The sequence below is a fragment of the Bradyrhizobium sp. in8p8 genome (assembly GCF_000426845.1).
In the GTDB taxonomy this organism is placed as follows: Bacteria; Pseudomonadota; Alphaproteobacteria; order Rhizobiales; family Xanthobacteraceae; genus Bradyrhizobium; species Bradyrhizobium japonicum_C.
Genome location: NZ_AUGD01000002.1, coordinates 498,919 through 524,605, shown reverse-complemented (window position 1 = coordinate 524,605; position 25,687 = coordinate 498,919). Strand labels below are relative to the sequence as shown.

Genomic DNA, 25,687 nt, shown 5'->3' with positions numbered 1-25,687 from the left:
GCGTTGCAAGTTTTGCGCTGTGGCAATAGCCAAGGTGCGTGCCATCGAGTGATGACGCCGGCTGCTCCGGCGAGGTGACGCTTTCAAGGATCTGCGCAAATGTCCATGCTGCCCAATTCGCAAGAGGCCCGGGATGTGGCCTATCAGCTCCATCCCTACACCAACGCGCGCGCTCATCAGCAGGCTGGTCCGCTGGTGATCGAGCGTGGCGAGGGACCCTATGTGTTCGACGCGGCGGGCAAGCGCTATTTCGAAGCGATGGCCGGCCTGTGGAGCGTCGGGCTCGGCTTCAACGAGAAGCGGCTGGTCGAGGCTGCGTACAAGCAGATGCAGGCGCTGCCGTTCTACCATACGTTCTCGGCCAAATCGCACGGGCCCTCGATCGACCTCGCCGAGAAGCTGGTCGCGATCGCGCCTGTCACGATGAGCAAGGTGTTCTTCACCAACTCCGGCTCGGAGGCCAACGACACCGTCCTCAAGCTCATCGCCTATCGTTCGAATTCGCTGGGCCAGCCGCAGCGCAAGAAGATCATCAGCCGCATGCGTGCCTATCACGGCGTCACGATTGCATCGGCCAGCCTCACGGGCCTGCCGAACAATCACCGCTCCTTCGACCTGCCGCTGCCCAACATCCTGCACACCGGCTCGCCGCATTTCTACAAGGACGGTGCGCCCGGCGAGAGCGAGGAGGCGTTTGCGACGCGGCGGGCGGAAGAGCTCGATGCGCTGATCCAGAAGGAAGGGCCTGATACGATCGCGGCCTTCTTCGGCGAGCCGGTGATGGGGGCGGGCGGCGTCATCGTGCCGCCGGCGACCTATTGGGACAAGATCCAGGCGGTCCTGAAGAAGTACGACATCCTGCTGGTCGCCGACGAGGTGATCTGCGGCTTCGGCCGCACCGGCAAGATGTTCGGCTGCGAGACCTATGGGATAAAGCCGGATGCGATGGTGGTCTCCAAGCAGATCACCTCCAGCTATTTCCCATTCTCGGCGATCATCATGAACGACCGCATGTTCGAGCCGATCGCCGACGAGAGCAACAAGATCGGCGTGCTCGGCCACGGCTTCACCGCGGGCGGCCATCCGGTCGGATCGGCGATCGCGCTCGAAAACCTCAAGATCATCGAGGAGCGCGGCCTGGTCGCCCACGCAGCCGAGCTCGGCGGCTACATGCAGGGCCGCTTGCGCGAGCTCACCAGCCATCCGCTGGTCGGCGAGGTCCGCGGCGTCGGCATGATCGCAGCGATCGAGCTCGTGCTCGACAAGGGACGCAAGAGCGCCGCCAGCACGCCCGGTGCCGTCGGCGGCATCGCCAGCCGCATGCTCCAGGAGCGCGGCGTGATCTCGCGCAACATGCTCGATGCCATCGCGATCTGCCCGCCGCTGATCACGACCAAGGCCCAGATCGACGAGCTGATCGTCGCGATCTCGGGCGTGCTGAACGACATGAAGGGCGAAGTGGCCAAGCTGACGCCGGCGTAAGGTCTCGCTCTCTCCTCGTCATGGCGAGGAAGCGAAGCGACGAAGCCATCCAGACCGCCGGAACAGTCTGGATTGCTTCGGTACGCTTGCGATGACGATGTGGAGCACCGAGCCTAGGCCCGCTGCACCCCGATCACGCGGCCTTTCTCGATTGCCAGTGCGAGCTCGCCGCGCTTCAGCTTCAGCGCGGCGTCGCCGAACAGCTCGCGGCGCCAACCGCGCAGGGCCGGCACGTCGGCCTCATCGTCCGCCGCGATCTCCTCGAGATCGTCGACGGTCGCGATCACCTTGCTTGCGACCGCGTGGCGCTCCGCGGTCATCCGCAACAAGACCTTCAGCAGCTCGACGATGGCGGCGCCGTTGGAATTGTTGCGCGGTTTCTCCAGCTTGGGCAGCTTCGAGAAATCCCGCGCCAGCCCGCGCTCGACAGCGGCGATGATGTCCGCGCCCCATTTGGATTTCTCGAATCCCTTCGGCACCGAGCGCAGATGCGCGAGCTTCTCCAGCGTAGTCGGCGCGTGGGTCGCGATGTCGGTGACGGCTTCGTCGCGCAGCACGCGGCCGCGCGGCACGTCGCGGCTCTGTGCCTCCTGCTCGCGCCAGGCCGCGATCTCCATCAGTACCGCCAGGTCCTTGGGCTTGCGCACCCGCGTCTTCAGCCGCTCCCAGGCGCGCTCGGGGTGGAAATCATAGGTGCGGGGCGAGGTCAGCACCTCCATCTCGATGGAGACCCACTCGCTGCGGCGGCGCTTCTTCAGGTCGGCGTCAAGCGCTGCGAAAACCTCGCGCAAATGCGTGACGTCGGAGACTGCGTAGTGCATCTGCTCCTTGGTCAGCGGTCGCCGCGACCAGTCGGTGAAGCGGTGGGTCTTGTCCGGGCGGTGGCCGGTGACCTTCTCGACCAGCGCGTCATAGGCGATGCTGTCGCCGTAGCCCAGTACCATCGCGGCAACCTGGGTGTCGAACACCGGATGCGGGATGATGCCCGCCTGGTGCCAGACGATCTCGATGTCCTGACGGGCGGCGTGAAAGACCTTCAGAACGCCTTCGTTGCCCATCAGCTCGAAGAACGGCTTGAGGTCGATGCCCTCGGCCAGCGCGTCGATCACGACGGCCTCCTCGGGGCTGGCCATCTGCACCACGCACAGCAGCGGGTAATAGGTGGTCTCGCGGAGGAACTCGGTATCGACGGTAATGACGGGGTGCTTGGCCAGTCGGCTGCAGGCAGCCGCGAGGTCAGCGGTGGTGGTAATCAAATCCATGAACGGCCCATGACACTTGCCATCAGCCGTTCTGCCGAAAGTGCTGTGATGTCAAGGGGCTCGATGCGAATTCGAGCCTTGCAATCGGGCCGGAATCGCTGTTCTCCGCCGAAGACCTACTCGTATCGCACGCGCTGCGAGGATTTCCGGGCGCACGGCAGCGCCACCACCAGCACGCACATGACGACCAGAGCCAGTCCCAGGAACTCGATAACCAACAGATCCACGGCGAAACCTCCAGAAACATTGCTAGACTTGTCGGGGGTCTGTTGAGGGTCTGTTAATTCTCGTGGTTACCGGCAGCGGGGCGGATGGGATGGTGGACAGGCGGTTAATGGATTGGAGTGCCCAAACGATTTCGGCGCCCCGCATCGCGGAGCGCCGAAGCTCTTCGTCGTCGTAAGCGGCCTTACGGCAGCTTCAGCGACGTCTCTGCATTGTATGGCTTGAGCGTCTCGTCGGCCGCCTTCTGCGCGGCAGCGAGAGCCTCCTTCGGCTGCTTCTTGCCGTTGAGGACCAGCATCACCTCGTCCTCAAGGGTCTTGCGCACCGGGACGGTCTTGTAGGTCGCGAACCAGGGCTTTGCGACGTCGAGCTGATCGACGGCGGTCTTCGCGTCCGGGTTCTTGCCCAGGAAGTCGACCATCTCGGGTGTCTTGTACGCGGCCATGTTCGGCGCGAAATAGCCGGTGGCGCGGCTCCACCAGCCGCTCTTTTCGGGCGAGGTCATCCACTTGATCAGCGTCCAGGCGGCCTTCTGCTTGTCGGCCTCGAGCCCTGCCGGCACGATCAGCGAGGCGCCGCCGATCGGCACGGCGTTGCGGACGTTGCGGGGGATGAAGGCGACCTTGTAGGCGAACTTGGCGTTGTCGCGAACGTAGGTCAGCGAGCCCGTCGACAGCATCATCATCGCGGCATTGCCTGAGATGAAGGAGGTGCTGACGGCCGGGCCGGGGGTGGCGCCGGGCGCGTGGACCTTGTGCTTGTAGACGAGGTCGTTCCACCAGGTGAGCGCCCCCAGCATCGAGGGCGTGTCGTAATAGACCTCGCCGCCGAACTCTTCATTGTAGTAGCGCCCACCATTGCTCATGGTGAGCGTTTCCATCATCCAGCCGCAATAATCATAGGCGCAGGGAATGGCGATGCCCCACTGGGTCACCTTGTCACCGTCGCGCTTGGTGAGCTTCTTGGCCCAGTCGGTGAGCTCGGCCCAGGTCTGCGGCGGCTTGCTCGGATCAAGACCGGCTTCCTTGGCCTTGTCGGCGTTGATGTAGAGCAGCGGCGTCGAGTTGTGGAACGGCACGCCGTAGACCGATCGGTTGATCACCGCGTTGCCGTGCAGCGCCGGGAAGAATTGGCCCAGGAACTTCTCCTTGGTGCTGCCGTCGGCGGCGATCAGGCTGTCGAGGTTGGTGAGCTCGTTCTCGATCTGCATATCGAGCAGGAAGTTCGCCGACATGATCACGGCGGCCGGCGGCTTGCCGGCCTTGATCGCGGCGCGCGTCTTGATCAGCGTGTCGTCATAGGAGCCGGTGTAGACCGCGGTTGCCTTGACGTCGCGATGGGTCTCGTTGAACTCCTTGATCAGGGTGCCCATGTCGCGGGCGAGCTTGCCGTCGACGGGGACGGGGAAGAACAGGTCGATTTCGGTCGGGCCTTCAGCCTTCGCCGGGACGGCGAGGGAGCCTGCCATCGTGCCTGCGATGGCAAGGCTGAGCATGAGCCTGCGGGAGAACAGCATCGGAAATCTCCTATTTGATGCCTGAGGTGACGAAAGAGCTGATGAATCGCTTCTGGAAGATCAGGAAGGTGACGAGCAGCGGCGCGATCACCATCAGCGTGCCGGCCGCGATGGTGCCCCAGGCCTGCGTGCCCTCGGCGGTCTTGGTGAAGACGGAGAGGCCGACCGTGAGCGGCCGCTTGTCCGGCGAATTGATCACCATCAGCGGCCACAGGAAGTCGTTCCAGTGGCTGGTCACGGAAATGATCGCAAACGCCGAGAAGCTCGGCATCGACAGCGGCACGTAGATGTGGCGGATGCGCTGGAGCAGGCCGGCGCCATCGATCAGTGCGGCGTCTTCCAGCTCGGTCGGGATCGCCTCGAACGCCTGGCGCATCAGGAAGGTGCCGAAGGCGGAGGCGAAGAACGGCATCATGACGCCGGTGAGCGTGTCGTAGAGGCCGAGCTGCGCCACCAGCGACAGGTTGGGCACGATCAGCAGCACGGGCACCAGCATCAGCTGCATCAGGAACAGGTAGAAGATCAGCGTCTTGCCGGCGAAGTTCAGGCGCGCGAAGGCAAAGCCCGCCAGCGTGATCGTGACGAACTGCACCAGCAAAATGCCGGCGCAGATGATCATGGTGTTGAGCGTGTAGCGCGGGAAATCGCCGATCTCCCAGGCATCCCTGATGTTGTCGAGCGTCGGGTTGAGGCTCGGCAGCAGTTCGGCCATCAGGTTGATGCCGTCGGACGGCGGACGCAACGTCGCCACGCCCATCCAGAGAAACGGGATCAGCCAGACGATGGCGAGCAGCACGGTCAGCGCAAAGCCGAGCTTGGGCGTGATCTCGCCGCGCGTGGCGAGCGGGGCGTCCCTGAACAGGCGGTCGAACAGCTTCATGCCCCGCCCTCGCGGTTCGCCAGGGTGCGAAAGGAAAGTGCGGTGAGACCCATCAGCACGGCAAGCGTCAGCAGCGTCGCGGCCGAGGCCTTGCCGATGTCGTAATGCTCGACCGCCTGCTGGTAGATGTAGAACAGCACGAGATTGGTCGAGTTCGATGGCCCGCCCTGGGTCATGACGAAGACGTGGTCGACCTGCGTCACAGCGTTGAGCATGGCGATGACGGTGACGAACAGGAAGGTCGGCTTGAGCTCCGGCAGGATGATATGGCGCAGGCGTCGATACGGCCCCGCGCCATCGAGATGCGCGGCCTCCATGACGTCCTCGGGCACGGCCTGGAGGCCGGCGAGGAAGAACAGCATGTAATAGCCGGCGTTCTTCCAGACCGTGATGATCATGATCGCAGTGAGCGCGATGTCGGGATCGCCGAGCCAGTTCGGCAGCACCGGCAGCAGCCGGCCGATGTAATAGTCGAGCAGGCCGACATTGGGCAGGAAGATGAACAGGAACAGCGCGGACGCCGCGACCATCGGGATCAGCACCGGCAGGAACAGCGCGGCGCGCAACGCGCTGCTCACGGCGTGGGTCCGCGACAGCGCCAGCGCGAACAACAGCGCAAGGGCGATGCTCGGGATCGTGGTGGCGACGGCGTAGATGAGATTGTTGACGACGGCGCCGGTGAACGCGGGGTCCGCAAGTACGGCGCTGATGTTGTCGAGCCCGACGAAGCGGACGGGCGCCTTCGGCGTCGTGCGCTGATAGAGCGCATCGATGAGCACGCGCCCCATCGCGCCATAGGTGAACAGCGCGAGGAAGACCAGCGAAGGCAAGAGCAGCAGATAGGCCGGCAGCGAGGCCTTGAAGCTGCTCGTCAAGCGCTTCAGGACTTGCGGTCGCGGCGCCGCCGAGGTCGCGACCGGGAGAGCCGCGGGTTCGGCGAGGCTCATTTCACCGCGCCGGGAAAATTGAGCGCGTAATCGCGGCCGTCCATTCCCGCCGGCGGGGCGAAGGGGAAGCGCAGATTCTCGTCGAGGAAATCGTGGCTGTGCACGACGAGGTTCTCGTCGTCGATCAGCACCACGCCGTAGGCCGGCGGCTCGTGGCTGGCGAGGTGCGGTGCGTTCTGGTCGAGCTCGAACCAGACCTGATGGTTGGTGCCGCGCAGCGTCGAGAACGGGATCTTGCCGAAGCTGCCGAAGATGGGCCGGTGCACATGGCCGAAGAACAGATGACGGATGCGCGAACGGTAGGGCGCGATCACCTCGGCGAACTCCGCGCTCTGCTTCAGCCCGATCTCGTCCATCGCGTGCACGCCGACCGGGAACGGCGGGTGGTGCATGAACACGACGAACGGCATGTCGGCAGGCGCGGCGGCGAGCGTGCTCGCCAGCCAGCCGAGGCGCCTCTCGCACATCTCGCCGGCATGGCTGGTCTCGTCCAGAGTGTCGAGGAAAACGAACAGGCCATGCTCGGTCGTGCGCGTGCCCTGCACGAAGCCGTGGGAATCGCGCGGCGCGGCCTTCAGCGCGTCGAGGCAGGTAACGCGGCGATCGTGATTGCCGACCATCGCGATGTAGGGAATCTTCAACGCGGCCATCGCCTCGGCGAAGTTGACGTAGGACTCCGGCTCGCCCCAATGGGTGAGATCGCCGGTCACCACTGCGAAGGCAGCATCGGACTGGTGCTTGTTGATGTCCGCGATCGCCGCATCCAACCGGGCGCGCGGGTCGAGGCCATAGAGCGTCGAGCCGGGATTTGCGAGATGCGTGTCAGTGACGTGGATGAACTTGAAGGGCATGGCGCTTGTCAGGACTGTTGAAGGATGGGCGCCTCCGGCAAGACGACCCTGACAGGCGGTTAGAGCGCGTGTGTTTCAGTTTGATGACAGCGGTTCCGGCGTCCACAAGCGCGGACGTCGCAGGGTGGATTAGCGAAGTGAAATCCACCTCTTTATTTGCCGCGTATTGTGGGAAGTGGTGGATGACGCCTTCGGCTGATCCACCCTCGCACCGAGTTTGTGGCTCACGTCCCGCAGAACGTCTGCAGCACCCGCTGATCCGGCAGCGGGGGATCGGCATACGCGGCGTACTCGGGCTGATCCTCGAACGGCTTCGCCAGCACCTTCACCAGTTCCTCGAACGGCGCGTAATCGTCGTCGTTCACCGCGGCCTGGATCACGGCCTCGACGCGGTGGTTGCGCGGGATGAACATCGGGTTGACGGCGTGCATGGCGGCTTGCCGCTCGGCGGCGCTCTGCGGCTCCAGCGCGAGACGCGCGCGCCAGCGGCCGGCCCATTCGTCGAAGGCTGTGGGCTCCATGAACTGCGCGCGCGAGTCGGCTGCGTCGCCAGCCGCCGCGTCGCCGAGCTTGCGGAAGGTGAGGGTGAAGTCGGCCTGGTTCTTGGCCATCGCGTCGAGCAGGTCCTGGATTAGTGCCTCGTCGCCATCTCGCTCCGTGAAGAGGCCGACTTTCCTGCGCAGGCCCGCCTGATACGCCGCGCTGAACGTGTCGGAGAAGGCGCCGAGAATGTCCTGGGCTTCCGCGACCGCCTTCTCCTGCTCGTCCGAGAACAGCGGCAGCAGGCATTCGGCGAGGCGCGTCAGATTCCACAGGCCGATGCGCGGCTGGTTGGCATAGGCGTAGCGGCCCATCTCGTCGATCGAGGAGAACACCTGCGCGGGGTTGTAGGCGTCCATGAAGGCGCAGGGACCGTAGTCGATCGTCTCGCCCGAGATCGACGAGTTGTCGGTGTTCATCACGCCGTGGATGAAGCCGACCAGGAGCCAGCGTGCGATCAGATTGGCCTGGCGCTCGACGACGGCTGCGAGCAGGGCGTGGTAGGGCCGCTCGGCATGAAGCAGGTCCGGATAGTGGCGCGCGATGACGTGGTCGGCGAGCCGGCGGATCGCCTCGGTGTCGCGGCGAACGGCGAAGAACTGGAAGGTGCCGACGCGGATATGGCTGGAGGCGACGCGGGTCAGCACCGCGCCGGGCAGCGCGGTCTCGCGGATGACGTGCTCGCCGGTGACGACGGCAGCGAGCGAGCGCGTGGTGGGAATGCCGAGCGCGTGCATCGCTTCGCTGACGATGTATTCGCGCAGGACCGGACCAAGCGCGGCGCGGCCGTCGCCGCGGCGGGAGAACGGGGTGGGGCCCGAGCCCTTGAGCTGGATGTCGCGGCGGACACCGTCTCTGTCGATCACCTCGCCGAGCAGGATGGCGCGGCCGTCGCCGAGCTGCGGCACGAAATGACCGAACTGGTGGCCGGCGTAAGCCATGGCGATGGGCTCGGCCCCGGCGGGAACCGTCTTTCCGGCCAGGATCTCGGCGCCTTCCGGGGTCTCCAGCAGGTCGGGGTTGAGCCCGAGCTGGAGCGCCAGCGGCCGGTTCAGCTTGATCAGCCGGGGAGCGGCGACCGGGGTCGGCGCGACGCGGGCAAAGAAGCTGTCCGGCAGTGCCGAATAGGAGTTCTGGAAGGGGAAATGGACCGTCATGGGCTTAAGATAGGGCTGGAACGCCTGATGGCAAAGGCTCGGACTCTGATAAGCCAAAAATGGCAGTGGAGGTCCAAAACAGGGCGTTCCCTTGGTTGCCGCCTTGGGTCCCGTCGGGTAAACCCTGCCGCAACTTCGGACCGGCCGTGACAGGCGGTTCGATTCGCTTCCTTTGACATTGATTTTGGGACGACCATGCATCGCTACCGGTCACATACATGCGGCGCGCTCCGCGAGAGCAACATTGGCGAGACGGTCCGCCTGTCGGGCTGGGTCCATCGCGTCCGCGACCATGGCGGCGTGCTGTTCATCGACCTGCGCGACCATTACGGCCTGACCCAGTGCGTGGTCGACCCGGACTCGCCGGCGTTCTCGCTGGCCGAAAAGCTGCGCTCGGAATGCGTGGTGCGGATGGACGGCAAGGCGCGCCGCCGCCCCGAGGGCACCGACAACGACGACCTGCCGACCGGCAAGGTCGAGGTCTATGTCAGCGAGATAGAGGTGCTCGGCCCGGCCGGCGACCTGCCGCTGCCGGTGTTCGGCGACCAGGAATATCCTGAAGACATCAGGCTCAAATATCGCTTCCTGGACCTGCGTCGCGAAAAACTGCACCAGAACATCATGACGCGCGTCGAGATCATCAAGTCGATGCGCCGGCGGATGGAGGGGCAGGGCTTCTTCGAGTTCAACACGCCGATCCTGACCGCGTCCTCGCCGGAGGGTGCGCGCGACTTCCTGGTGCCCTCGCGCATTCATCCCGGCAAGTTCTACGCGCTGCCGCAGGCGCCGCAGCAGTACAAGCAGCTGCTGATGATGTCGGGCTTCGATCGCTATTTCCAGATCGCGCCCTGCTTCCGCGACGAGGATCCGCGCGCCGACCGTCTGCCGGGCGAGTTCTACCAGCTCGACGTCGAGATGAGCTTCGTCACGCAGGAAGACGTGTTCGCGGCGATGGAGCCCGTCATCACCGGCGTGTTCGAGGAGTTCGCGAAGGGCAAGCCGGTCACGAAGGGCTGGCGCCGGATTCCGTTCGCGGAAGCCTTGCGCAAATACGGCAGCGACAAGCCGGACCTGCGCAACCCCATCGAGATGCAGGACGTCTCCGAGCACTTCCGCGGCTCCGGCTTCAAGGTGTTCGCGCGCATGCTCGAAGATCCCAAGAACCAGGTGTGGGCGATCCCGGCACCGGGCGGCGGCAGCCGCGCGTTCTGCGACCGCATGAACTCGTGGGCGCAGGGCGAGGGACAGCCCGGCCTCGGCTACATCATGTGGCGCGAGGGCGGCGAGGGCGCAGGTCCCCTCGCGAACAACATCGGGCCCGAGCGCACGGCTGCGATCCGCGCGCAGCTCGGCGTCAAGGAAGGCGACGCCGCTTTCTTCGTCGCCGGCGATCCCGACAAGTTCTGGAAGTTCTCTGGCCTTGCCCGCAACAAGGTCGGCGAGGAACTGAACCTCACCGACAAGGAGCGGTTCGAGCTCGCCTGGATCGTCGATTTCCCGATGTACGAGTATAACGAGGACGACAAGAAGGTCGACTTCTCGCACAACCCGTTCTCGATGCCGCAGGGCGGCCTCGACGCGCTCAAGTCGCAGGACCCGCTGACGATCAAGGCGTTCCAGTACGACATCACCTGCAACGGCTACGAGATCGCTTCTGGCGGCATTCGCAACCACGTGCCGGAAGCGATGGTGAAGGCGTTCGAGATCGCAGGTTACGGCGAGCAGGAAGTGGTCGAGCGCTTCGGCGGCATGTACCGCGCCTTCCAGTACGGCGCGCCGCCGCATGGCGGCATGGCCGCCGGCGTCGATCGCATCGTGATGCTGCTCTGTGGCACCACCAACTTGCGCGAGATCTCGCTCTTCCCGATGAACCAGCAGGCGATGGACCTCCTGATGGGCGCGCCATCGGAGGCCACCACCAAGCAGCTCCGCGAGCTGCACATCCGGGTGAACCTGCCGCAGAAGTGAGCGGGCCGCTATGGCACCGCGACGCCATACGACAAGTATTGCGCCAGGTGCCGCAACATCGTCATTGCGAGTGCAGCTAAGCAATCCAGAATGTTTCCGCGGAGGGACTCTGGATTGCTTCGCGGAGCCTGTCATCGGGCCGCGCGCTGCGCGGACCCGATGGCTCGCAATGACGGCGCGGATAGTCTGTTGACCAGATCGCATTCGGATGTTGCCACCGGGCGGCCGGCCGTGCTTCATCCGGTTTCCATGAGCCGGAATACCGCAATGTGGCGGCTGGCCGGGGCACTTGATTGAAGGCCGGTAACGCGAGGCGAGACACCGCATGTCGTCCTATTCTGATGATCTCCACCAGGCGGCGCTGGCCTATCATCGTTTGCCGCGCCCCGGAAAGCTCGAGATCCAGGCGAGCAAGCCGCTTGCCAACCAGCGCGATCTCGCGTTGGCCTATTCTCCGGGCGTTGCCGCGGCCTGCACAGAGATCGCCAAGAACCCGGCCGAGGCGGCCACGCTCACCACACGCGCCAATCTGGTGGCCGTCGTCTCGAACGGCACCGCAGTGCTTGGCCTCGGCAATATCGGCCCGCTGGCGTCCAAGCCGGTGATGGAAGGCAAGGCGGTCCTGTTCAAGAAATTCGCCGGCATCGACGTGTTCGATATCGAAATTGCCGCCGACACGATTGACCGCGTGGTCGAGACGGTTGCCGCGCTCGAACCGACCTTCGGCGGCATCAATCTGGAAGACATCCGCGGACCGGAATGTTTCGAGATCGAGGCGCGCCTGAAGGAGCGCATGAAGATCCCGGTGTTCCATGACGACCAGCATGGCACCGCCATCATCGTCGCGGCGGCCATCACCAACGGCCTCAGGCTGAACGGCAAGAAGCTGTCCGAGGTCAAGATCGTTGCATCGGGCGCGGGGGCTGCCGCGATCGCGACGCTGAACCTGCTGGTGTCGATGGGGGCACAGCGCAAGAACATCTGGGTTTGCGACATCGACGGCCTCGTGCACGAGGGACGAAATACCTCGATGGACCGCTGGAAGGCGGTCTATGCGCAGAAGACCGACAAGCGCACGCTCGCCGACGTCATCGGCGGCGCCGACATCTTCATCGGGCTCTCGGCACCCGGCGTGCTCAAGCCCGAGATGGCGAAAGCCATGGGCGACAAGCCCTTGATCATGGCGCTCGCCAATCCCGTGCCGGAGATCATGCCTGAGGAGGCACGAAAGGCGCGCCCCGACGCCATGATCTGCACCGGCCGCTCGGACTACCCGAACCAGGTCAACAACGTCCTTTGCTTTCCTTTCATCTTCCGCGGCGCGCTCGATGTCGGCGCCACCGCAATCAACGAGGAGATGAAGCAGGCCGCGGTCGAGGCCATCGCGCAGCTTGCGCGCGAGGCACCGTCGGATGCGGTCGCGCAGGGGTTCGACACCGGCGAGACGCAGGGCTTCGGCCCGGGGTCCCTGATCCCAAGCCCGTTCGATCCGAGGTTGATCCTGCGCATCGCGCCGGCTGTGGCGAAGGCCGCGATAGAGTCCGGCGTGGCGACGCGCCCGATCACCAATTTCGACGAATACACTGCGCTGCTCGAGCGCTTCGCTTTCCGCTCCGGCCTCGTCATGAAGCCGATGTTCGCCAAGGCCAAGACCCAGCCGGTGCGCGTGATCTATGCCGAGGGCGAGGACGAGCGCGTGCTGCGGGCCACGCAGGTGGTGCTGGAGGAGAACCTGGCGCGGCCGATCCTGGTCGGCCGTCCTTCCGTCGTTGAAGCGCGCATCAATCGCTTCGGCCTGTCGATCCGCGCCGGCAAGGACTTCGACCTCGTCAATCCCGAGGACGACCCGCGCTACCGCTCCTACGTGCAATCCTACGTCGAGGTCGCCGGCCGTCGCGGCGTGACGCCGGATGCAGCGCGGACGGTGGTGCGCACCAACAACACCGTGATCGCCGCGCTTGCGGTGGTGCGCGGCGAGGCGGACGCCATGCTTTGCGGTGTCGAGGGCCGCTACATGAGCCATCTGCGCCATGTCCGCGAGATCGTCGGCTTCTCGCCTGGGATCAGCGACTATGCGGCGCTTGCGCTTCTGATCACCAGCAAAGGCGCCTTCTTCATCGCCGACACCCAGGTGCGGCCCAACCCGAGCGCGGAAGAACTCGCGGAGATCGCTTCGCTCGCGGCGGTTCACGTGCAGCGCTTCAACATCAAGCCCAAGATCGCCTTCGTCTCGCACTCGGATTTCGGCAGTTATGACACCGAGTCCTCGCGCAAGATGCGGCGAGCGACCCAGCTGTTGAAGGAGAAGCATCCGGAGATCGAGGCCGACGGCGAGATGCAGGGCGACACCGCGCTTTCGGCCGCCGCTCGGCGAATGGTGCTGCCGCACTCCAAGCTGGAGGGCGAGGCCAACATCCTGATCATGCCGACCCTCGACACCGCCAACGTTGCCTATCAGATGATCAAGTCGCTGGCGGACGCGCTTCCCGTCGGCCCGATCCTGATTGGCCCGGCGCGCCCCGCGCATATCCTGACGCCGTCGGTAACCGCGCGCGGCATCCTCAACATGACGGCCGTCGCGGTCGTGGAAGCGCAGGAGCGCGCAGCCCGGCAGCAGCCGACGTTGTTTACGTAGCGGCAGGCTGCTGCGCCGCGCGAGGTGCTTGTCCCTTCTCGCACAAGGGGAGAAGGGAAGAGACCGGCAACTTTGAATTCCTTGCCAGCTCTCCATTTCCTCGTTTGTAAACCGACGCACGACTCTTCATAATCCACTTACGCGTTCCGTGCCGTAGCGCTCCTACCAAGAGGCCGATCATGCCAGCGTTCGTGACTTTCGGGCGAATCCTGTTCGCCGTGCTGTTCATCTACACGGGCGCGACCAAGCTGTTCGCCATCCAGGCCACCGCGGACTTCATCGCCACCAAGCTCGTGGTGCCCGACGCGGTCGCGCCTTATGCCAAGCAGGTCGAGGCGGCGACCGCGATGACCACGCCGCAGCTGCTGGCGATCGCGATCGGAGCACTGGAGATCTTGGCCGGTTTGATGATCGCACTGAATTTCGGCGCGCGCTTCTTCGCGACGCTGTTGATCATCTACGTTGCCGTCGCGACCGTGATGTTCTACGACTTCTGGAACATGGCGGCGCCCGACAACGCCAAGATGCTGGTCGATGCGCTCAAGAACCTGTCGATCATCGGTGCGCTCTGCATGATCATCGGCTACGGCCGCACCACGCGTCCGGCCGAGGCGGCCTACGGCGACGTGTAGCGATCAATCCGCTCTCGGTGGAGCGATCTCGCGCATCCAGCGGGAAATCGTTGCGCTGTTCGTTGCATCGGTGCCGCGCTGCAGGCCGAGCAATGCGGCCTCGCGCGCCGCGCGGGGCGTGATGCCGTAGGCTGCCTTGAACGAGCGCGCGAAATGCGCGTCGCTGCCGAGCTGCCAGCGCCGGGCGACCTCGCTGATGCGCAGGCCTCGGCCGCCCGAATTGGCGAGATCGAAGAAGGCGCGGTGCAGCCGGCGGCTGCGGATGTAGTCGGCGATGCCGCCGACGGGCGCAAACAGTCGGTACAGTGAGGCCCGGGACAGGCCGAAATGGTCCGCGATCGAAGTGGCCGACAGATCCTCGCTGGCAAGTCCGGCTTCGATGTATTGGCGGATCCGCATCAAGGACGGGTTCGCGGCGCCAGGATGACCTGCGTCGATATCGCTACGTTCGATTTCGTTGCGCAGGCAGGCGGCCACCAGCGACACCGTGCCCTCGACCACCGATTGGCATTCGTCGAGCGTCATGCGCGGCGCGAATTCGAACAGGGCGGTGAGATGTCCCGCCAGGAGCCTTGCGATCACGCTGCTGCCCGGCAGGACGAGGCCGTGCAAATCGTCGACGCGCAGGAGATGGGGGCCGAACATCGGACGCGGTACGACCAGCGTGACGTTCTCGAATGGCGTCGCCCGGGTCTCCAGGGTCTGGGCGAGGTCGAACAGGCAGATGTCGCCAGCGCCCACCTGCATCGGCCGGTCGCCGGCGACGCCGTCAAAGCCGCCCGTCACGTAGAGCTGTAGGATGATATGGTCGACGCCGCTGCGCGCGATCGTTTCAGCTGTCCGGCGGAAACGCTGGCCGCTGGCTCGGCTCAACCCGATCAGCACCGGCCCCATGGCGTAGGAGCGGATGTCGGCGCGAAACGGGCCCGGTTCGCCCGCGGCGAGCTCGTCGATCTCGAACAGCGTGGCGACGGCCTCCCGCCAGGCGGCGACGTTCGCATCCCCATCCATCTGATCGGCGGTGAAGCCGAAGGCGGGCAAAAAGGAGGAAATCGGGGCTGCGTCGTCAGTCAGTCCGGAGGCGTCTGCCGGACCTGTCGTCGTCGTACCGTGGTCGGTCATGCTGGCCTTGTCGCGTCTGGGGCGACGTTAGACGCGGGAGGTCGGCTGGGCAATCATGTCCGGGTGGAAGTTGATATGCGGCAAAGGGAAATGGCTCGTTCGTGCACCATCTGCGGCCTCTCTGAGGCGGGCCGCCTCGTTCCAATGCCCATCCAGTCTTGCGCTTTCGTCTCAGTCTATTGATACGGTGTGTCTCGGCCGTGAGCCCGTCTTGACGCATCGGCGCGGACATTGGCTATAGCGCCATCACCGCCGTCGGGGCCGATTATCGGACCTCGGCACATATGCCAGCCGGCTTTGCGCCGGCCGGCGGCGGGACCCATTATGACCGACATTCGAACAGGATACGAAGAGGTATCTGGTTGCCGGTACTGTGCATGGGGTTGTTTTCCGATTTCGATCGGAGACTCACCGTCGCCACGGCGTGACAGTCACCTCGTGCGCCGCGTCGAGCAGGTACGGCGCGTCCGGCTTCATTCCGTGCGAAGCCAGCACCTCATGGGGCGTTCGCTCGGGGACATCGACAAAACAGCCTTCGCCGCCAGGCAGCCGCACATGCGGGGCTTCCGACAGCCAGAACGTATCGTAGCGGTCCATGAACATGTCGAACACGACCGGACCGCCGATGATGGCGACCGTGCCGGAGGCGACATCCGCGAAGGCGCAGGCCGCCTCGAAGCTGGCATGCTCCGGATTCCACAGCGTCGCATTCGGCATCTCCGGATCGACGGTGAGATCCCTGATCTTCCGGGTCAGGATCAGCCGCTTGCGCTTTGGCGAATTCGGCTGCTGCTCGTGCGAGTGCCGACCATGCACGATCAGCGCGGCGCGATCGAGCGCCTGCTCGAAGAACAGCTTGTCGCCTTCGAACTTCAGGCTGTCCGGCATCACGCGATCGGCGTCGGCAAGCATGCCGTCCGCGGAGACGATGACGTAGCCTTCGATGCGGAAAGACAATTGCCTTCTATTCGGAAACGGTCGTCACCACGGAATTGACGGGGCGCTGGCTCACCGTCGGCAGCTTGAGGTCCTTGAGCAGCTCCTGGTCGTATTCCGGCAACGTCGAGGCCGGGAACTTGGCGCGCATCGCCACCACCTTGTAGCCGCCGGCCTTCAGCCGCTTGAGCAGCTCGGGTAGGGCCTCAGCCGTGTGCTTCTGGAAGTCGTGCATCAGGATGATGCCCTTGCCCTTGGTATCGAGCTTCTTCATCACGGTCTCGACGATCTTCTCGGGCTTGGAGGCCTTGAAGTCGAACGAGTCGATGTCGCAGGAGAAGCTCGCAACATTGCGGTTGCCGAGATACGTGACCATCTCGGGCGGATGCTGCAGCGCCGGGAAGCGGAAGAACGGCGCGGGCGAAATGCCGCCGAGCGCCCACTTCACCGCCGCAAAGCCTTTCTCGATCTCGTCCTTGCGCTGCGCTTCGTTGAGCTTCTTGTTGTTGAGGTTGGCGTGCGACCAGGTATGGGCGCCGACGGTGTGGCCGGCTGCGTAGACCTGCTTGAGGATCTCCGGCTCGTAGGTCGCGTGCTTGCCGATGATGAAGAAGATTCCGGTGGTGCATTCGTCCGCGAGCGCCTTCAAGACTGCGGGGGTGTTGCGCGGCCACGGGCCGTCGTCGAAGGTCAGCACCACTTCCTTGTCGCGCAGGAAGTCGAGCTCCTTGAAGTGCTCGAAGCCGAAGCCCGGACCGCCCGTGGTGTCGATCTCGACGGTGCGGGCAACCCCCAGCGCGCCCGGCGTGTTGCAGGCTGCGCGGGCCGGCTGCGGCGCCTGCTTGGGCGGGGGCGGATTGACGAACCCCGTCGGCGCGGCGCCTGTCGCGGGAGCGGCTGCCGGGCCTGTCGGGGGCGCTGACGCGACTGGCATCGCCGCCGGTGCGACCTGCGTTGCACCCGCCTGCTTGGCAGCCGGTGTCTGCGCCCATGATGCGCCGGTCATCGCCATGGACATTGCGCCTGCCAAAATCAGTCCTGCCGCCACACGCATGGTGTTGTCCTCGAGATTGATCCCGTTGTTCCGCCGCGGCTTTTCGCCTGCCGCAGAACCATCCTGCCAAACGAATCCTAGCCTAGATGGTGGGCCATCGCCATTGCAACGGCTGTTTGATCCGCCGGCACAATTGTGCCCAGCCGGATGGCGCACCCGCTCAACTGACGGCCAGTGCCTTGGCAATGGCAGTCTTGATTCGCGTATCGGGCGGTTCCACTGCTGCCGGAAAGACGTCAGCGATATAGCCATCGCGGCCGATCAGATATTTATGGAAGTTCCACCGCGGGGCGTCCTTTGGTCGCGCCGCAGCCGCCCATCTGTAGAAGGGGTGTGCTTGCGCTCCAATGACGACGGCCTTGGCCGTGACCGGGAAGGTAACGCCATATTGGTGATGCGCCTTCTGCGTGATCTCGTTGGAGCCGCCGGGTTCCTGTCCGCCGAAATCGTTGGAGGGAACGCCGATCACGGTGAGTCCTCGATCGCGAAATTCGTCCCAGAGTTCCTGAAGGCCGGCATATTGCGGCGTGTAGCCACAGAGCGAGGCGGTGTTCACCACCAGCAGCGGCTTGCCGGTGAAGGCGGCGAGGCGGATATCGTCGCCCGACAGGGCCGGGAAGGAGAACGCGTAGGCCGAGACCCGGCTCATGCCGCCATCGGCAAAGGCGCGTGTTGCCGGCGCGAGCACGCTTGCAAGCGTCGCGCTGAGCATGGTCCTGCGATTCATCATGACGGCGTCCCCCGAAATGATCCGAGGGGCATGCTACTCCGCCGTAACGATCTGCCTCGTCAACACCGCGTTATCGGAACGACCAAGGGCTAATACAGGCGGACAATGAAATCGGTGCCTTCGCCGGTCTCGCCCTGGCTGATGCCCTGGTCCGCGACGATGATCGAGCCGCCTGACGTCAGCATCTCGCTGATCTTCGCCATGGTGTCGGCGGGGACCGAGATGCGGTCAAGGGCGTCAGCCGGGCTGTCCGGCGCGATTACGGGCTTGGCGGCAATCGGCATCACTGCGCCCTGCCGGCGGCGCGCAAGGCGGCTGTCATCGGCTCGTGCCGCGGAACGGGCTGAGACGGGCAGCGACACCACCGACCAGCGCAGCGTATTGGAATCGGCCTTGTCGACCTCCGCGGTAAAGACATGCGTGCCGAGCGGCCGGTCGCTGGGTGCGATCGTGACGGGTACCTCGAACAGAGGCGCGAAATTCTGCCGCACATAGAGCTTGGAATCCTTGCGGCTGATGAAGACCGCGATCTGGCCGGCCCGCTTCGGCGCATCCGGCTTTGACACAGGCGCAGGTTCAGTAACGCGTGTCGCGTCCGTCTTCGCATCGGGCGAGGCCGCGGGCGCCGGTGCTGTGGCTTGTGCACCGGGCGTCGTCGCGGCGCCCACCGCTTCTGTCTTGCCCGGCCCGGTCTTGACAGCCTCAACCTTGTCGTCGGCGGGCTTCACCGCGCCTTCCGACTGGGGTTTGGCCGCGTCGGGTGCCTCGGCCGACTTGGCCGGCGTGGCGGCTTCGCGCGCCGGCGTATTGCCCGTGGTCACATCCGACATGACGACAAGGCCGACGGACGAGCGAAGATCGAGCACGCTGTCGGCGCTGGCGGTCTTGGTCTCCACGGGCCTGCTTTCGGCGACGGTCTTCTCGATCTTGTCGCCGTTGGTCTGCGGCTCGAGGCTCACCGTCGGCTGCGGCGGCACGCGCACGGAGGCGAGCAAGGGGTGGGAGAAGCTTTGCGGCGACATCTGGCCAGGCGCCACGATCACGCGCGCACCCATCCGGGTCCAGTTCCACATCTTCATCGCGAACGACATCGGCATCCGGATGCAGCCATGCGAGGCCGGATAGCCTGGCAGTGCGCCGGCATGCATGGCGACGCCGGACCAGGTGATCCGCTGCATGTACGGCATCGGCGCGCCGCTATAGAGATTGGAGCGGTGGAATTTATGCTTCTGAATGACGCTGAACACACCCATCGGCGTCGAATGGCCCTTCATGCCGGTCGACACCGGTGATTCCGCGAACATGCCGTTGCGGTCGTAGACCGTAACCTTCTGCCGGTCGATCGAGACCACGATGATGAGCGGTCCTTGCGGCTTGGTGCCGGCTTCCTTCTCGACGATGCTTTCCTTCTTGCTTGCCGTGCCGCGCTTTTGCGGCTTCTGTCGCGGTATCTCGGGATAGCGATCCGGTCGAGCGTAATAGGACCCGTCGGAATAGTCCGTCCAATAATAATACGCTGCGTCTGCGTGGCTGGTCGCGCCGATCACACCCGCCGCCGTCACAATGGCGATCTGCCACAGCCGCCCCTGCTTGGCAGAAGAATCCGACCCGCTCACGCTGTTCATCCTCGAATCCATAATCCAAATCAGACGTTAGTCTCGCGAAGGGAATACGCGTTCACCAGCAGGGCGGTTCTGCCGTCCGTCACTTTTATCCAAGGCGTAGCAAAAAAGCCTCACGGAGCGGTAAACGGCGGCTGCCTCTCGCGGTCCGTCACCTTCCTGATCGTCGCTTGCGTTCCTACATTGCGGGGACTTGTTACCGGAGAACTTCATGTCATCTCGTTTCCGCATTCTTTCCGGCATCCGTCTGAAAGGTCTTGCTTTATTCCTCCTTGCCCTGACCGCGCCAATGGCGTCGGCATCTGCAGCCGATGAGCCCGATCTGATCTTCCGCCGCTCCACCGTGTTCAAATGGATGAGCCCGAACGACAAGCTTGCGACCTACGGTATCGACGATCCCGAGGTCGAGGGCGTCGCCTGCCATTTCACGGTGCCGGAGAAGGGCGGCTTCAAGGGTTGGCTCGGCCTTGCCGAGGAGGTCTCCGACATCTCGCTCGCCTGCCGCCAGATCGGCCCGATCAAGTTCAAGAACAAGATGGAGCAGGGCGACGACATGTTCCGTCGACGCCGCTCGCTGTTCTTCAAGAAGATGCAGATCGTACGCGGCTGCGACGCCAAGCGCAACGTGCTGGTTTACATGGTCTATTCGGACAGGCTGATCGAAGGATCGCCCAAGAACTCGACCTCGACGGTACCGATTATGCCATGGGGGACGGCGGACGTGAACGTGCAGAAGTGCGGCGAGTTCTTCACGCAGTAATGCGTTGGCGTCGCTCCTGCGGCGCCTTGCGCTCGCTCAGTCCCGATCGCGCAGCCTCGCGAGATGCGAACCGGTCAGACGCACGAACATCTGCGGTGCGGCCTCGAAGCCCCGGCTTGATTGCAGCGCCATTTCGCCGGCGCTGCCGCGAATGGGTGGTTGATCCCCGCGGTCCGTCCCCGGATCCGCATCGCGCGGCGTTGCGCGATTTCCCGCCATCATGGTGGCCATCCCTCACGTGAATGCGCCCGGTGTTCCGGGCGTCTTGGTTCCGATGGCTTGGGTCGCTGCCGAACCACCGCCGGTTCGATGGAGTCCAGCCCCCGTTTGCCGCTCCTTTCAGCAGAGAAACGTAAAATGCGTGTGAAGCGTTCAAGGCGAGGGCATGACGGGTCTGCGTCGTACGTCTCCGGCAACTGAGCCGGAACCTGGCAGACCACTTTGACCTGCAGCTCGCCCCCTCTGAAATGACTGGCTTTTTCTGAGAATTGCTTCGTTGTCCAGCGACGGACGAAACAATTCTCACCAAGACGAAACCATTTTCAGCTTTTGGCGCATCATCCAGGAAACCGCCCATGGTTATCAGCTTCACAACGACGACGGCGTACCGACGCCACTGAATTGGGACACACGATCATGCGCGCGCTCAGCTTCATCCTGGCCCTCGGTTTTGTGCTCGCCGGCCCGTCGTTGGCGGGGACGCCCGACGGCAATCTCCCCGGAATCGGCACCTTCCAGTACAGCGGCTCGCCGGCCGCGACCGCGAAGCAGGTCATGGTCGCCGCGCGCTCCTGACCGCGCGCGAGAAAACAGCTGGCAAAGGCAATCATGTTGCTACGTCTCTGCGCCGCAGCCTTCGTGTTTCTGCTGACGATCGGTTCCGTTCAAGCGCAAGCGCGCGCACCCTCCAGGCTTCCCGATCCACGCGGCGAATTCGTGCGCCAATGCGCCCCGCACATGCTCGGGCGCTGGGAACATCCGGAGGAGGTCTGCGGCTGCCTGCACGATCACGCCGCCGCGGCCGTCGAGGACCGCGATCTGCGTGAAGCACTGTTGCGCGGCATCAGCGAGACGGGCGTGCCCACCATTGAGACCGATTGGGTGCCGGCCTCCAAGCAGAGCGAGATCGGCCCGACCTTCACCAAGATCGCCAAGCCGACCTTGCAGTGCATGTTCGATCCGGCAAAGTAGCGCTTCAGCTCGTCATTTCGATTTGGGGCCGTAGCGCGGCACGCAAGTGCTGGTCCGCGCCACCCCCTTGTCGGTCATCCTGGCGCCGCGCACTTCCTTGACCTGACCGGCGGGGCAGGTTCCATCATCCACTTGCACGCGCTGGCCCAGCTTGAGATCGCCGATATCCTGCTCGCGTCCGACCGTAGCTGCGTCTGCCGTCACGACCGGCGTCGTGGCGATCAGGAGCGAGAGGCAGACCGCACGGCCCAACAGCATGGTGAGAAATCCCGACATCGAGCCTGCACTGTAGGCAGCCGCAGCCGATTCTCATAGTGAACGTTTGCTACCCCCGGTGGGCGGATCTGCCGCGACGCAAGGCAGTTCGCGATTCGCGGGCCAGTCGTTCGGCTGAGGCGACGAGCTGTGGAACCGCATGGCCGGAAAATCCCAGCACGAAGCCAGGCAGCGGGGGCGCGCGCGAATAGGTGTCGGCCAAGAGCCAGCCTTCTGCGTTGGCCGCACGCTTGGCCTGCGCTGGCACCGACAGGGCGACCGAAGGATCGAACCGGGCGACAAGATGCAGGCCCTGTGAGGGCACCGGCACCGAAAGTGCGCCATCGGATGCGACTTCCAGCGTCTGGGCGAGCACATCGCGCGCCTCGCGATAGATTTTGCGCACGCGCCGAAGATTTGCGGCGAATGCGCCGGAATTGAGCATGTCCGCCACCGCGCCTTCCATCAGTGTGCCGGGAAAGCGGTCGAGTGCGGCGCGCGCTGCCGTTACCACTGCGACCAGGCGTTCGGGCAGGGCGCAATAGCCGATGCGCAGGCCCGGAAACAGCGTCTTGGCAAACGTGCCCAGGTAGATCACGCGCTGGAGGCGATCGATGCCCGCGAGCGACATGAGCGGCGCGCCGTCATAGCGGAACTCGCTGTCGTAATCGTCCTCGATCACAAATGCGCCGGTTTGCCTCGCCCACTCCAGAAGCTCGAGCCGCCGGGGCATCGACATCTGCATGCCAAGCGGAAACTGGTGCGAAGGTGTGACGTATGCCGCGCGCGCGGCTGGCGCCGCGATACGGCCTCGGGCGACACGCATCCCATGCTCGTCGACGGGAACGGGCACCGCGCGGTAGCCGCAATGCGCGATGGTGTTGCGAGCGGCGGGATAGCCGGGATCCTCACACCAGACCTGGTCGTTGGATTTCAGGATTCCGCTCAAAACGATGCGCAACGCGTGCAGCGTGCCCGATGTCAGCATGATCTGATCGGGATCGCAGCGCAGGCCTCGCGCTGACAACAGATGGTCGGCGATCGCAGCGCGCAGCTCCCGACTGCCGCGCGGGTCGCCGTAATGCAGGTGCTCGGACCCGAACGCGCGCATGCGGCGGCCGACGAAGGCCCGAAAGCGCTGCAGAGCGCGCTCGTCGATATGGGTGCAGCCAAGCGCGAACGCGCCCTGCCTCGGCGTTTCGACAACGACCTTCGGCCTATTCGCTTCTGCCGCCCTCGCGGGAATGCGTGCGGCCACGAACGTTCCGGAACCGACGGTTGCGTCGGCAAAGCCGTCGGCGATCAGGCGCTCATAGGCGGTGACGACGGCATTGCGCCGAAACCCGGTCTGCCTGGCCAGCGTCCGCGATGGCGGCAGCGCCTCGCCGGGCTTCACGAGACCGGAGACGATCATCTCGCATAGGGCCTGGTACAGACGGTGCGCTGCGGAAGCACCCGCAGTGATGTGCGGCCCCGTGAGGTCGAGGGGCAGCTCCGCCTTGCCAGGCGAGGGGGAATTGGTTGGAATTTTTTGCATGGAATTGGAACTATCGCAGACCAAATACGCGGCTACAACTCCTTGCAGTTCTTCCAATCCGAACAGGAGCGGCCGTGAGCCAGACCGAGACCTCAGATTCCTATCCGACATCGGCGCGCAACCAAGTGAAGCGCCGGCACGATCGCGGCTTCTACGATCATGAGACGGTTCATCGCATCCTGGACTCCTCGATGCTCTGCCACGTTTCCTACGTCATCGATGGACAGCCCTACTGCACGCCGACCTTCTTCTGGCGCGAGGGCACCAGGCTCTACTGGCACGGATCGAGCGCCAGCCGGATGTTGCGCAACCAGAGCAAGGGCGAGCGCGTCTGCCTGACGGTCGCTCATCTCGACAGCCTCGTCCTGGCGCGCTGCGGCTTCAACCACTCCGCCGATTACCGCGCGGTCATGGCATTCGGTACTGCCTATCTCGTCACTGATCCCGAGGAGAAGGACCGCGCGGTGATCGCGATGGTTGACCGCTTTTTCCCGGGCCGCACGGCGAGTCTGCGCCAGAGCACCACGCAGGAGATCAAGGCAACGTCCTTTATCGCGATGGAGATCGAGGAGGCCTCGGCCAAGATCCGCGCCAAGGGTGTAGCTGACGACGACGAGGACTATGCGTTGCCCATCTACGCCGAGCGCATCCCGGTCCGCACCGTGCTCGGCCCCCCGGAGCCGTGCCCGCGCCTGCTCGACGGCGTCAGCCGGCCTGCGACGCTGAATGGCTATAGGGAAGGCCGGCTGCTCGAAGATGCATTGCGGGATGCTTATTTTGTGGAGTACCCGAACGGCTGAAATCGAGTAGGTTGCGCGGCATCGATGATCCGAATGCCGATTGGAGTTGCCTGATGAATGCCGAAACGCAGCAGAGGATTCTTGACGCCGTCGATAGCGGCTTCGAAGCTCAGCTTGCAACCACCCGCGATTTCGTCGCGATCCCTTCGACCCGCGGGGCTGAGGGGCCCTGCCAGGACATGATCGGCGACCTCCTTCGCGAACGCGGCTACGAGGTCGACGATTGGCACATCAACGTCGACGATCTGAAGGATCTGCGCGGCTTCGGTCCGATCGAGCACGACTTTTCGAAGGCGCGTTCTGTGGTGGGTACTTACCGTCCACAAACCAATGCCGGCAAATCGCTGATCCTCCAGGGGCACTGTGACGTGGTGCCGGCGGGCCCGCTGGAACTGTGGGACACGCCGCCATTCTCGCCGGTCATCAAGGACGGCAAGCTGTTCGGCCGCGGCGCTTGCGACATGAAGTCAGGCACGATCGGTGCGCTCTACGCCCTGGACGCGATCAAGGCCGCGGGTTTGAGGCCGACGGCACGGATTCATTTTCAGTCGGTGATCGAGGAGGAGAGCACCGGGGTCGGTGCACTCTCGACGCTTCAGCGCGGCTATCGCGCAGACGCCTGCTTCATTCCGGAGCCGACAGGCGGCAAGATGGTGCGCTCGCAGGTCGGCGTGATCTGGTTTCGCCTGCGCGTGAAGGGGCATCCAACCCACGTGGCCTTCGCAGGCTCCGGCGCGAACGCGATCATGGCGGCGTATCACCTGATGCAGGCGCTGCAAAAGCTCGAGATCGAATGGAACGAGCGGGCCAAGGCCGATCGTCACTTCAAGACGCTCAACCATCCCATCAACTTCAATCCCGGCATCATCAAGGGCGGCGACTGGGCCTCGAGCGTCCCCGCTTGGTGCGACGTCGATTGCCGCATTGCCGTATTGCCGGGCTGGTCGATCGCCGATCACCAGAAGGAGATCACGGCTTGTGTCGCTGCTGCAGCGCGTAACCACCGCTTCCTCGCCAACAATCCGCCGGAGATCGAATGGTCCGGCTTCCTGTCGGAAGGCTACGAACTGTCCGACGCCGCCGCGCCGGAAGCCGCGTTCGGCAAGGCCTTCAACGCCGTCTATGGCGGTGCGGTCGAGGATCTCGTCTTCACCGCGCTCACCGACACGCGCTTCTACGGCCTCAACCACGGCATTCCGAGCCTGTGCTTCGGTGCCAGCGGCGGCGAGATGCACGGCTTCAACGAATTCGTCGACCTGGAATCACTGAGGAAGACGACCAAGGCGATGGCCCTGTTCATTGCCGAGTGGTGCGGGGTGGAGAAGGCATAGGCGTCTCTCCACCGTCATTGCGAGGACTTCTTGCAACGAGGCAATCCAGACTGCCGCCCTGGATAGGTTCTGGATTGCTTCGCTGCGCTCGCGATGACGGATGATAGTAGGTGGGCAAGGCGCTCTCGCACCGCCGCCAACCAAACGGGAGGGGCGCTTCTCGCTGCCCATCCACCGGCTTCGCTAATCCTTTAAGCTTAAAATAAAGACTAGGATGCTGCCCTGACCGGTGGCAGACTGGCGCCCGATCGCTG

Annotated in this window: 23 protein-coding genes; 9 read left to right on the top strand and 14 right to left on the bottom strand. The window is 64.5% G+C overall.

Annotated features, from left to right (window positions below; genetic code table 11):
* Window positions 1-99 precede the first annotated feature (99 nt).
* Window positions 100-1,482, top strand: coding sequence for an aspartate aminotransferase family protein (locus K408_RS0107975; protein ID WP_024338082.1), 1,383 nt, complete (start codon window positions 100-102; stop codon window positions 1,480-1,482).
* 113 nt (window positions 1,483-1,595) lie between these two features.
* On the opposite strand, the gene rnd is transcribed toward K408_RS0107975, so the two are convergent.
* The 6 genes from rnd to K408_RS0107940 form a co-directional block, all read right to left on the bottom strand.
* Window positions 1,596-2,744, bottom strand: a complete 1,149-nt coding sequence (gene rnd, locus K408_RS0107970; protein ID WP_024338081.1) for a ribonuclease D — start codon at window positions 2,742-2,744, stop codon at window positions 1,596-1,598.
* A gap of 409 nt (window positions 2,745-3,153) precedes the next feature.
* Window positions 3,154-4,485, bottom strand: a complete 1,332-nt coding sequence (locus K408_RS0107960) for an ABC transporter substrate-binding protein (protein WP_024338080.1) — start codon at window positions 4,483-4,485, stop codon at window positions 3,154-3,156.
* A gap of 10 nt (window positions 4,486-4,495) precedes the next feature.
* Window positions 4,496-5,365, bottom strand: a complete 870-nt coding sequence (locus K408_RS0107955) for a carbohydrate ABC transporter permease (protein WP_024338079.1) — start codon at window positions 5,363-5,365, stop codon at window positions 4,496-4,498.
* Window positions 5,362-6,312, bottom strand: coding sequence for a carbohydrate ABC transporter permease (locus K408_RS0107950; protein ID WP_024338078.1), 951 nt, complete (start codon window positions 6,310-6,312; stop codon window positions 5,362-5,364). Before K408_RS0107950 ends, K408_RS0107955 begins: the two co-directional genes overlap by 4 nt.
* Window positions 6,309-7,163 (bottom strand): phosphodiesterase, encoded by an 855-nt coding sequence (locus K408_RS0107945; RefSeq protein WP_024338077.1) that lies wholly within the window; start codon window positions 7,161-7,163, stop codon window positions 6,309-6,311. The genes K408_RS0107950 and K408_RS0107945 overlap by 4 nt, the downstream gene beginning before the upstream one ends.
* A gap of 224 nt (window positions 7,164-7,387) precedes the next feature.
* Window positions 7,388-8,860 carry a protein adenylyltransferase SelO gene (locus K408_RS0107940; RefSeq protein ID WP_024338076.1) on the bottom strand — a complete coding sequence of 491 codons (1,473 nt, stop codon included), beginning with the start codon at window positions 8,858-8,860 and terminating at the stop codon, window positions 7,388-7,390.
* A 195-nt stretch (window positions 8,861-9,055) separates the two neighbouring features.
* Between K408_RS0107940 and aspS the strand changes: the two genes are divergently transcribed.
* The 3 genes from aspS (at window position 9,056) to K408_RS0107925 (ending at window position 14,095) form a co-directional block, all read left to right on the top strand.
* The gene (aspS, locus tag K408_RS0107935) at window positions 9,056-10,828 is read left to right on the top strand and encodes an aspartate--tRNA ligase (protein WP_024338075.1); all 1,773 of its coding nucleotides are present in this window, start codon (window positions 9,056-9,058) and stop codon (window positions 10,826-10,828) included.
* 325 nt (window positions 10,829-11,153) lie between these two features.
* On the top strand, window positions 11,154-13,463 hold the full coding sequence (locus K408_RS0107930) for an NADP-dependent malic enzyme (RefSeq protein ID WP_024338074.1): 2,310 nt from the start codon (window positions 11,154-11,156) through the stop codon (window positions 13,461-13,463).
* 179 nt (window positions 13,464-13,642) lie between these two features.
* Complete coding sequence (locus tag K408_RS0107925) at window positions 13,643-14,095, top strand: DoxX family membrane protein (protein ID WP_024338073.1); 453 nt, start codon at window positions 13,643-13,645, stop codon at window positions 14,093-14,095.
* A gap of 3 nt (window positions 14,096-14,098) precedes the next feature.
* On the opposite strand, the gene K408_RS0107920 is transcribed toward K408_RS0107925, so the two are convergent.
* From K408_RS0107920 to K408_RS0107900, 5 genes are all read right to left on the bottom strand, one after another.
* Window positions 14,099-15,217 carry a helix-turn-helix domain-containing protein gene (locus K408_RS0107920; protein ID WP_024338072.1) on the bottom strand — a complete coding sequence of 373 codons (1,119 nt, stop codon included), beginning with the start codon at window positions 15,215-15,217 and terminating at the stop codon, window positions 14,099-14,101.
* Window positions 15,218-15,625: 408 nt separating this feature from the next.
* Complete coding sequence (locus K408_RS0107915) at window positions 15,626-16,174, bottom strand: dihydrofolate reductase family protein (protein WP_024338071.1); 549 nt, start codon at window positions 16,172-16,174, stop codon at window positions 15,626-15,628.
* Between the two features lie 7 nt (window positions 16,175-16,181).
* Window positions 16,182-17,207, bottom strand: a complete 1,026-nt coding sequence (locus tag K408_RS0107910) for a polysaccharide deacetylase family protein (RefSeq protein WP_024338070.1) — start codon at window positions 17,205-17,207, stop codon at window positions 16,182-16,184.
* 160 nt (window positions 17,208-17,367) lie between these two features.
* The gene (locus K408_RS0107905) at window positions 17,368-17,937 is read right to left on the bottom strand and encodes a glutathione peroxidase (RefSeq protein WP_024338069.1); all 570 of its coding nucleotides are present in this window, start codon (window positions 17,935-17,937) and stop codon (window positions 17,368-17,370) included.
* A gap of 89 nt (window positions 17,938-18,026) precedes the next feature.
* Window positions 18,027-19,562: a L,D-transpeptidase gene (locus K408_RS0107900; protein ID WP_024338068.1), complete on the bottom strand. Its 1,536-nt coding sequence runs from the start codon at window positions 19,560-19,562 to the stop codon at window positions 18,027-18,029.
* 208 nt (window positions 19,563-19,770) lie between these two features.
* On the opposite strand from K408_RS0107900, the gene K408_RS0107895 reads away from it, so the two are divergent.
* Window positions 19,771-20,319, top strand: a complete 549-nt coding sequence (locus tag K408_RS0107895; RefSeq protein ID WP_024338067.1) for a CreA family protein — start codon at window positions 19,771-19,773, stop codon at window positions 20,317-20,319.
* Between the two features lie 36 nt (window positions 20,320-20,355).
* Here K408_RS0107895 and K408_RS0107890 read toward each other — a convergent pair whose 3' ends face one another.
* Entirely contained in the window at window positions 20,356-20,550 is a 195-nt protein-coding gene (locus K408_RS0107890) for a hypothetical protein (protein WP_028145830.1), read from the bottom strand.
* Between the two features lie 405 nt (window positions 20,551-20,955).
* Here K408_RS0107890 and K408_RS42665 point away from each other — a divergent pair, with 405 nt between their 5' ends.
* Together K408_RS42665 and K408_RS0107880 are read left to right on the top strand one after the other, a co-directional pair.
* Window positions 20,956-21,114, top strand: coding sequence for a hypothetical protein (locus K408_RS42665; RefSeq protein ID WP_196232357.1), 159 nt, complete (start codon window positions 20,956-20,958; stop codon window positions 21,112-21,114).
* A 33-nt stretch (window positions 21,115-21,147) separates the two neighbouring features.
* Entirely contained in the window at window positions 21,148-21,510 is a 363-nt protein-coding gene (locus K408_RS0107880; RefSeq protein WP_024338065.1) for a hypothetical protein, read from the top strand.
* Window positions 21,511-21,522: 12 nt separating this feature from the next.
* Here the strand turns inward: K408_RS0107880 and K408_RS0107875 are convergent, their stop codons facing one another.
* Window positions 21,523-21,768: a DUF6719 family protein gene (locus tag K408_RS0107875; protein WP_024338064.1), complete on the bottom strand. Its 246-nt coding sequence runs from the start codon at window positions 21,766-21,768 to the stop codon at window positions 21,523-21,525.
* A gap of 67 nt (window positions 21,769-21,835) precedes the next feature.
* Window positions 21,836-23,302, bottom strand: coding sequence for a MocR-like pyridoxine biosynthesis transcription factor PdxR (gene pdxR / locus K408_RS0107870; RefSeq protein ID WP_024338063.1), 1,467 nt, complete (start codon window positions 23,300-23,302; stop codon window positions 21,836-21,838).
* 74 nt (window positions 23,303-23,376) lie between these two features.
* Between pdxR and K408_RS0107865 the strand changes: the two genes are divergently transcribed.
* Together K408_RS0107865 and K408_RS0107860 are read left to right on the top strand one after the other, a co-directional pair.
* Entirely contained in the window at window positions 23,377-24,102 is a 726-nt protein-coding gene (locus K408_RS0107865) for a pyridoxamine 5'-phosphate oxidase family protein (RefSeq protein WP_024338062.1), read from the top strand.
* Between the two features lie 53 nt (window positions 24,103-24,155).
* Window positions 24,156-25,433: an ArgE/DapE family deacylase gene (locus K408_RS0107860; RefSeq protein WP_024338061.1), complete on the top strand. Its 1,278-nt coding sequence runs from the start codon at window positions 24,156-24,158 to the stop codon at window positions 25,431-25,433.
* Window positions 25,434-25,687: the final 254 nt, after the last annotated feature.

Excerpts from the sequence above, each read along its gene's own strand:
- K408_RS0107900 (WP_024338068.1), bottom strand. The coding sequence starts at position 19,562 with ATGAACAGCGTGAGCGGGTCGGATTCTTCTGCCAAGCAGGGGCGGCTG.
- pdxR (WP_024338063.1), bottom strand. The coding sequence starts at position 23,302 with ATGCAAAAAATTCCAACCAATTCCCCCTCGCCTGGCAAGGCGGAGCTG.
- K408_RS0107960 (WP_024338080.1), bottom strand. The coding sequence starts at position 4,485 with ATGCTGTTCTCCCGCAGGCTCATGCTCAGCCTTGCCATCGCAGGCACG.
- K408_RS0107920 (WP_024338072.1), bottom strand. The coding sequence starts at position 15,217 with ATGACCGACCACGGTACGACGACGACAGGTCCGGCAGACGCCTCCGGA.
- K408_RS0107890 (WP_028145830.1), bottom strand. The coding sequence starts at position 20,550 with ATGGCCACCATGATGGCGGGAAATCGCGCAACGCCGCGCGATGCGGAT.
- K408_RS0107875 (WP_024338064.1), bottom strand. The coding sequence starts at position 21,768 with ATGCTGTTGGGCCGTGCGGTCTGCCTCTCGCTCCTGATCGCCACGACG.
- K408_RS0107860 (WP_024338061.1), top strand. The coding sequence starts at position 24,156 with ATGAATGCCGAAACGCAGCAGAGGATTCTTGACGCCGTCGATAGCGGC.
- aspS (WP_024338075.1), top strand. The coding sequence starts at position 9,056 with ATGCATCGCTACCGGTCACATACATGCGGCGCGCTCCGCGAGAGCAAC.
- K408_RS0107975 (WP_024338082.1), top strand. The coding sequence starts at position 100 with ATGTCCATGCTGCCCAATTCGCAAGAGGCCCGGGATGTGGCCTATCAG.
- K408_RS0107895 (WP_024338067.1), top strand. The coding sequence starts at position 19,771 with ATGTCATCTCGTTTCCGCATTCTTTCCGGCATCCGTCTGAAAGGTCTT.
- K408_RS0107910 (WP_024338070.1), bottom strand. The coding sequence starts at position 17,207 with ATGCGTGTGGCGGCAGGACTGATTTTGGCAGGCGCAATGTCCATGGCG.
- K408_RS0107945 (WP_024338077.1), bottom strand. The coding sequence starts at position 7,163 with ATGCCCTTCAAGTTCATCCACGTCACTGACACGCATCTCGCAAATCCC.
- rnd (WP_024338081.1), bottom strand. The coding sequence starts at position 2,744 with ATGGATTTGATTACCACCACCGCTGACCTCGCGGCTGCCTGCAGCCGA.
- K408_RS0107925 (WP_024338073.1), top strand. The coding sequence starts at position 13,643 with ATGCCAGCGTTCGTGACTTTCGGGCGAATCCTGTTCGCCGTGCTGTTC.
- K408_RS0107930 (WP_024338074.1), top strand. The coding sequence starts at position 11,154 with ATGTCGTCCTATTCTGATGATCTCCACCAGGCGGCGCTGGCCTATCAT.
- K408_RS0107880 (WP_024338065.1), top strand. The coding sequence starts at position 21,148 with ATGTTGCTACGTCTCTGCGCCGCAGCCTTCGTGTTTCTGCTGACGATC.
- K408_RS0107905 (WP_024338069.1), bottom strand. The coding sequence starts at position 17,937 with ATGATGAATCGCAGGACCATGCTCAGCGCGACGCTTGCAAGCGTGCTC.
- K408_RS42665 (WP_196232357.1), top strand. The coding sequence starts at position 20,956 with ATGCGCGCGCTCAGCTTCATCCTGGCCCTCGGTTTTGTGCTCGCCGGC.
- K408_RS0107940 (WP_024338076.1), bottom strand. The coding sequence starts at position 8,860 with ATGACGGTCCATTTCCCCTTCCAGAACTCCTATTCGGCACTGCCGGAC.
- K408_RS0107955 (WP_024338079.1), bottom strand. The coding sequence starts at position 5,365 with ATGAAGCTGTTCGACCGCCTGTTCAGGGACGCCCCGCTCGCCACGCGC.
- K408_RS0107950 (WP_024338078.1), bottom strand. The coding sequence starts at position 6,312 with ATGAGCCTCGCCGAACCCGCGGCTCTCCCGGTCGCGACCTCGGCGGCG.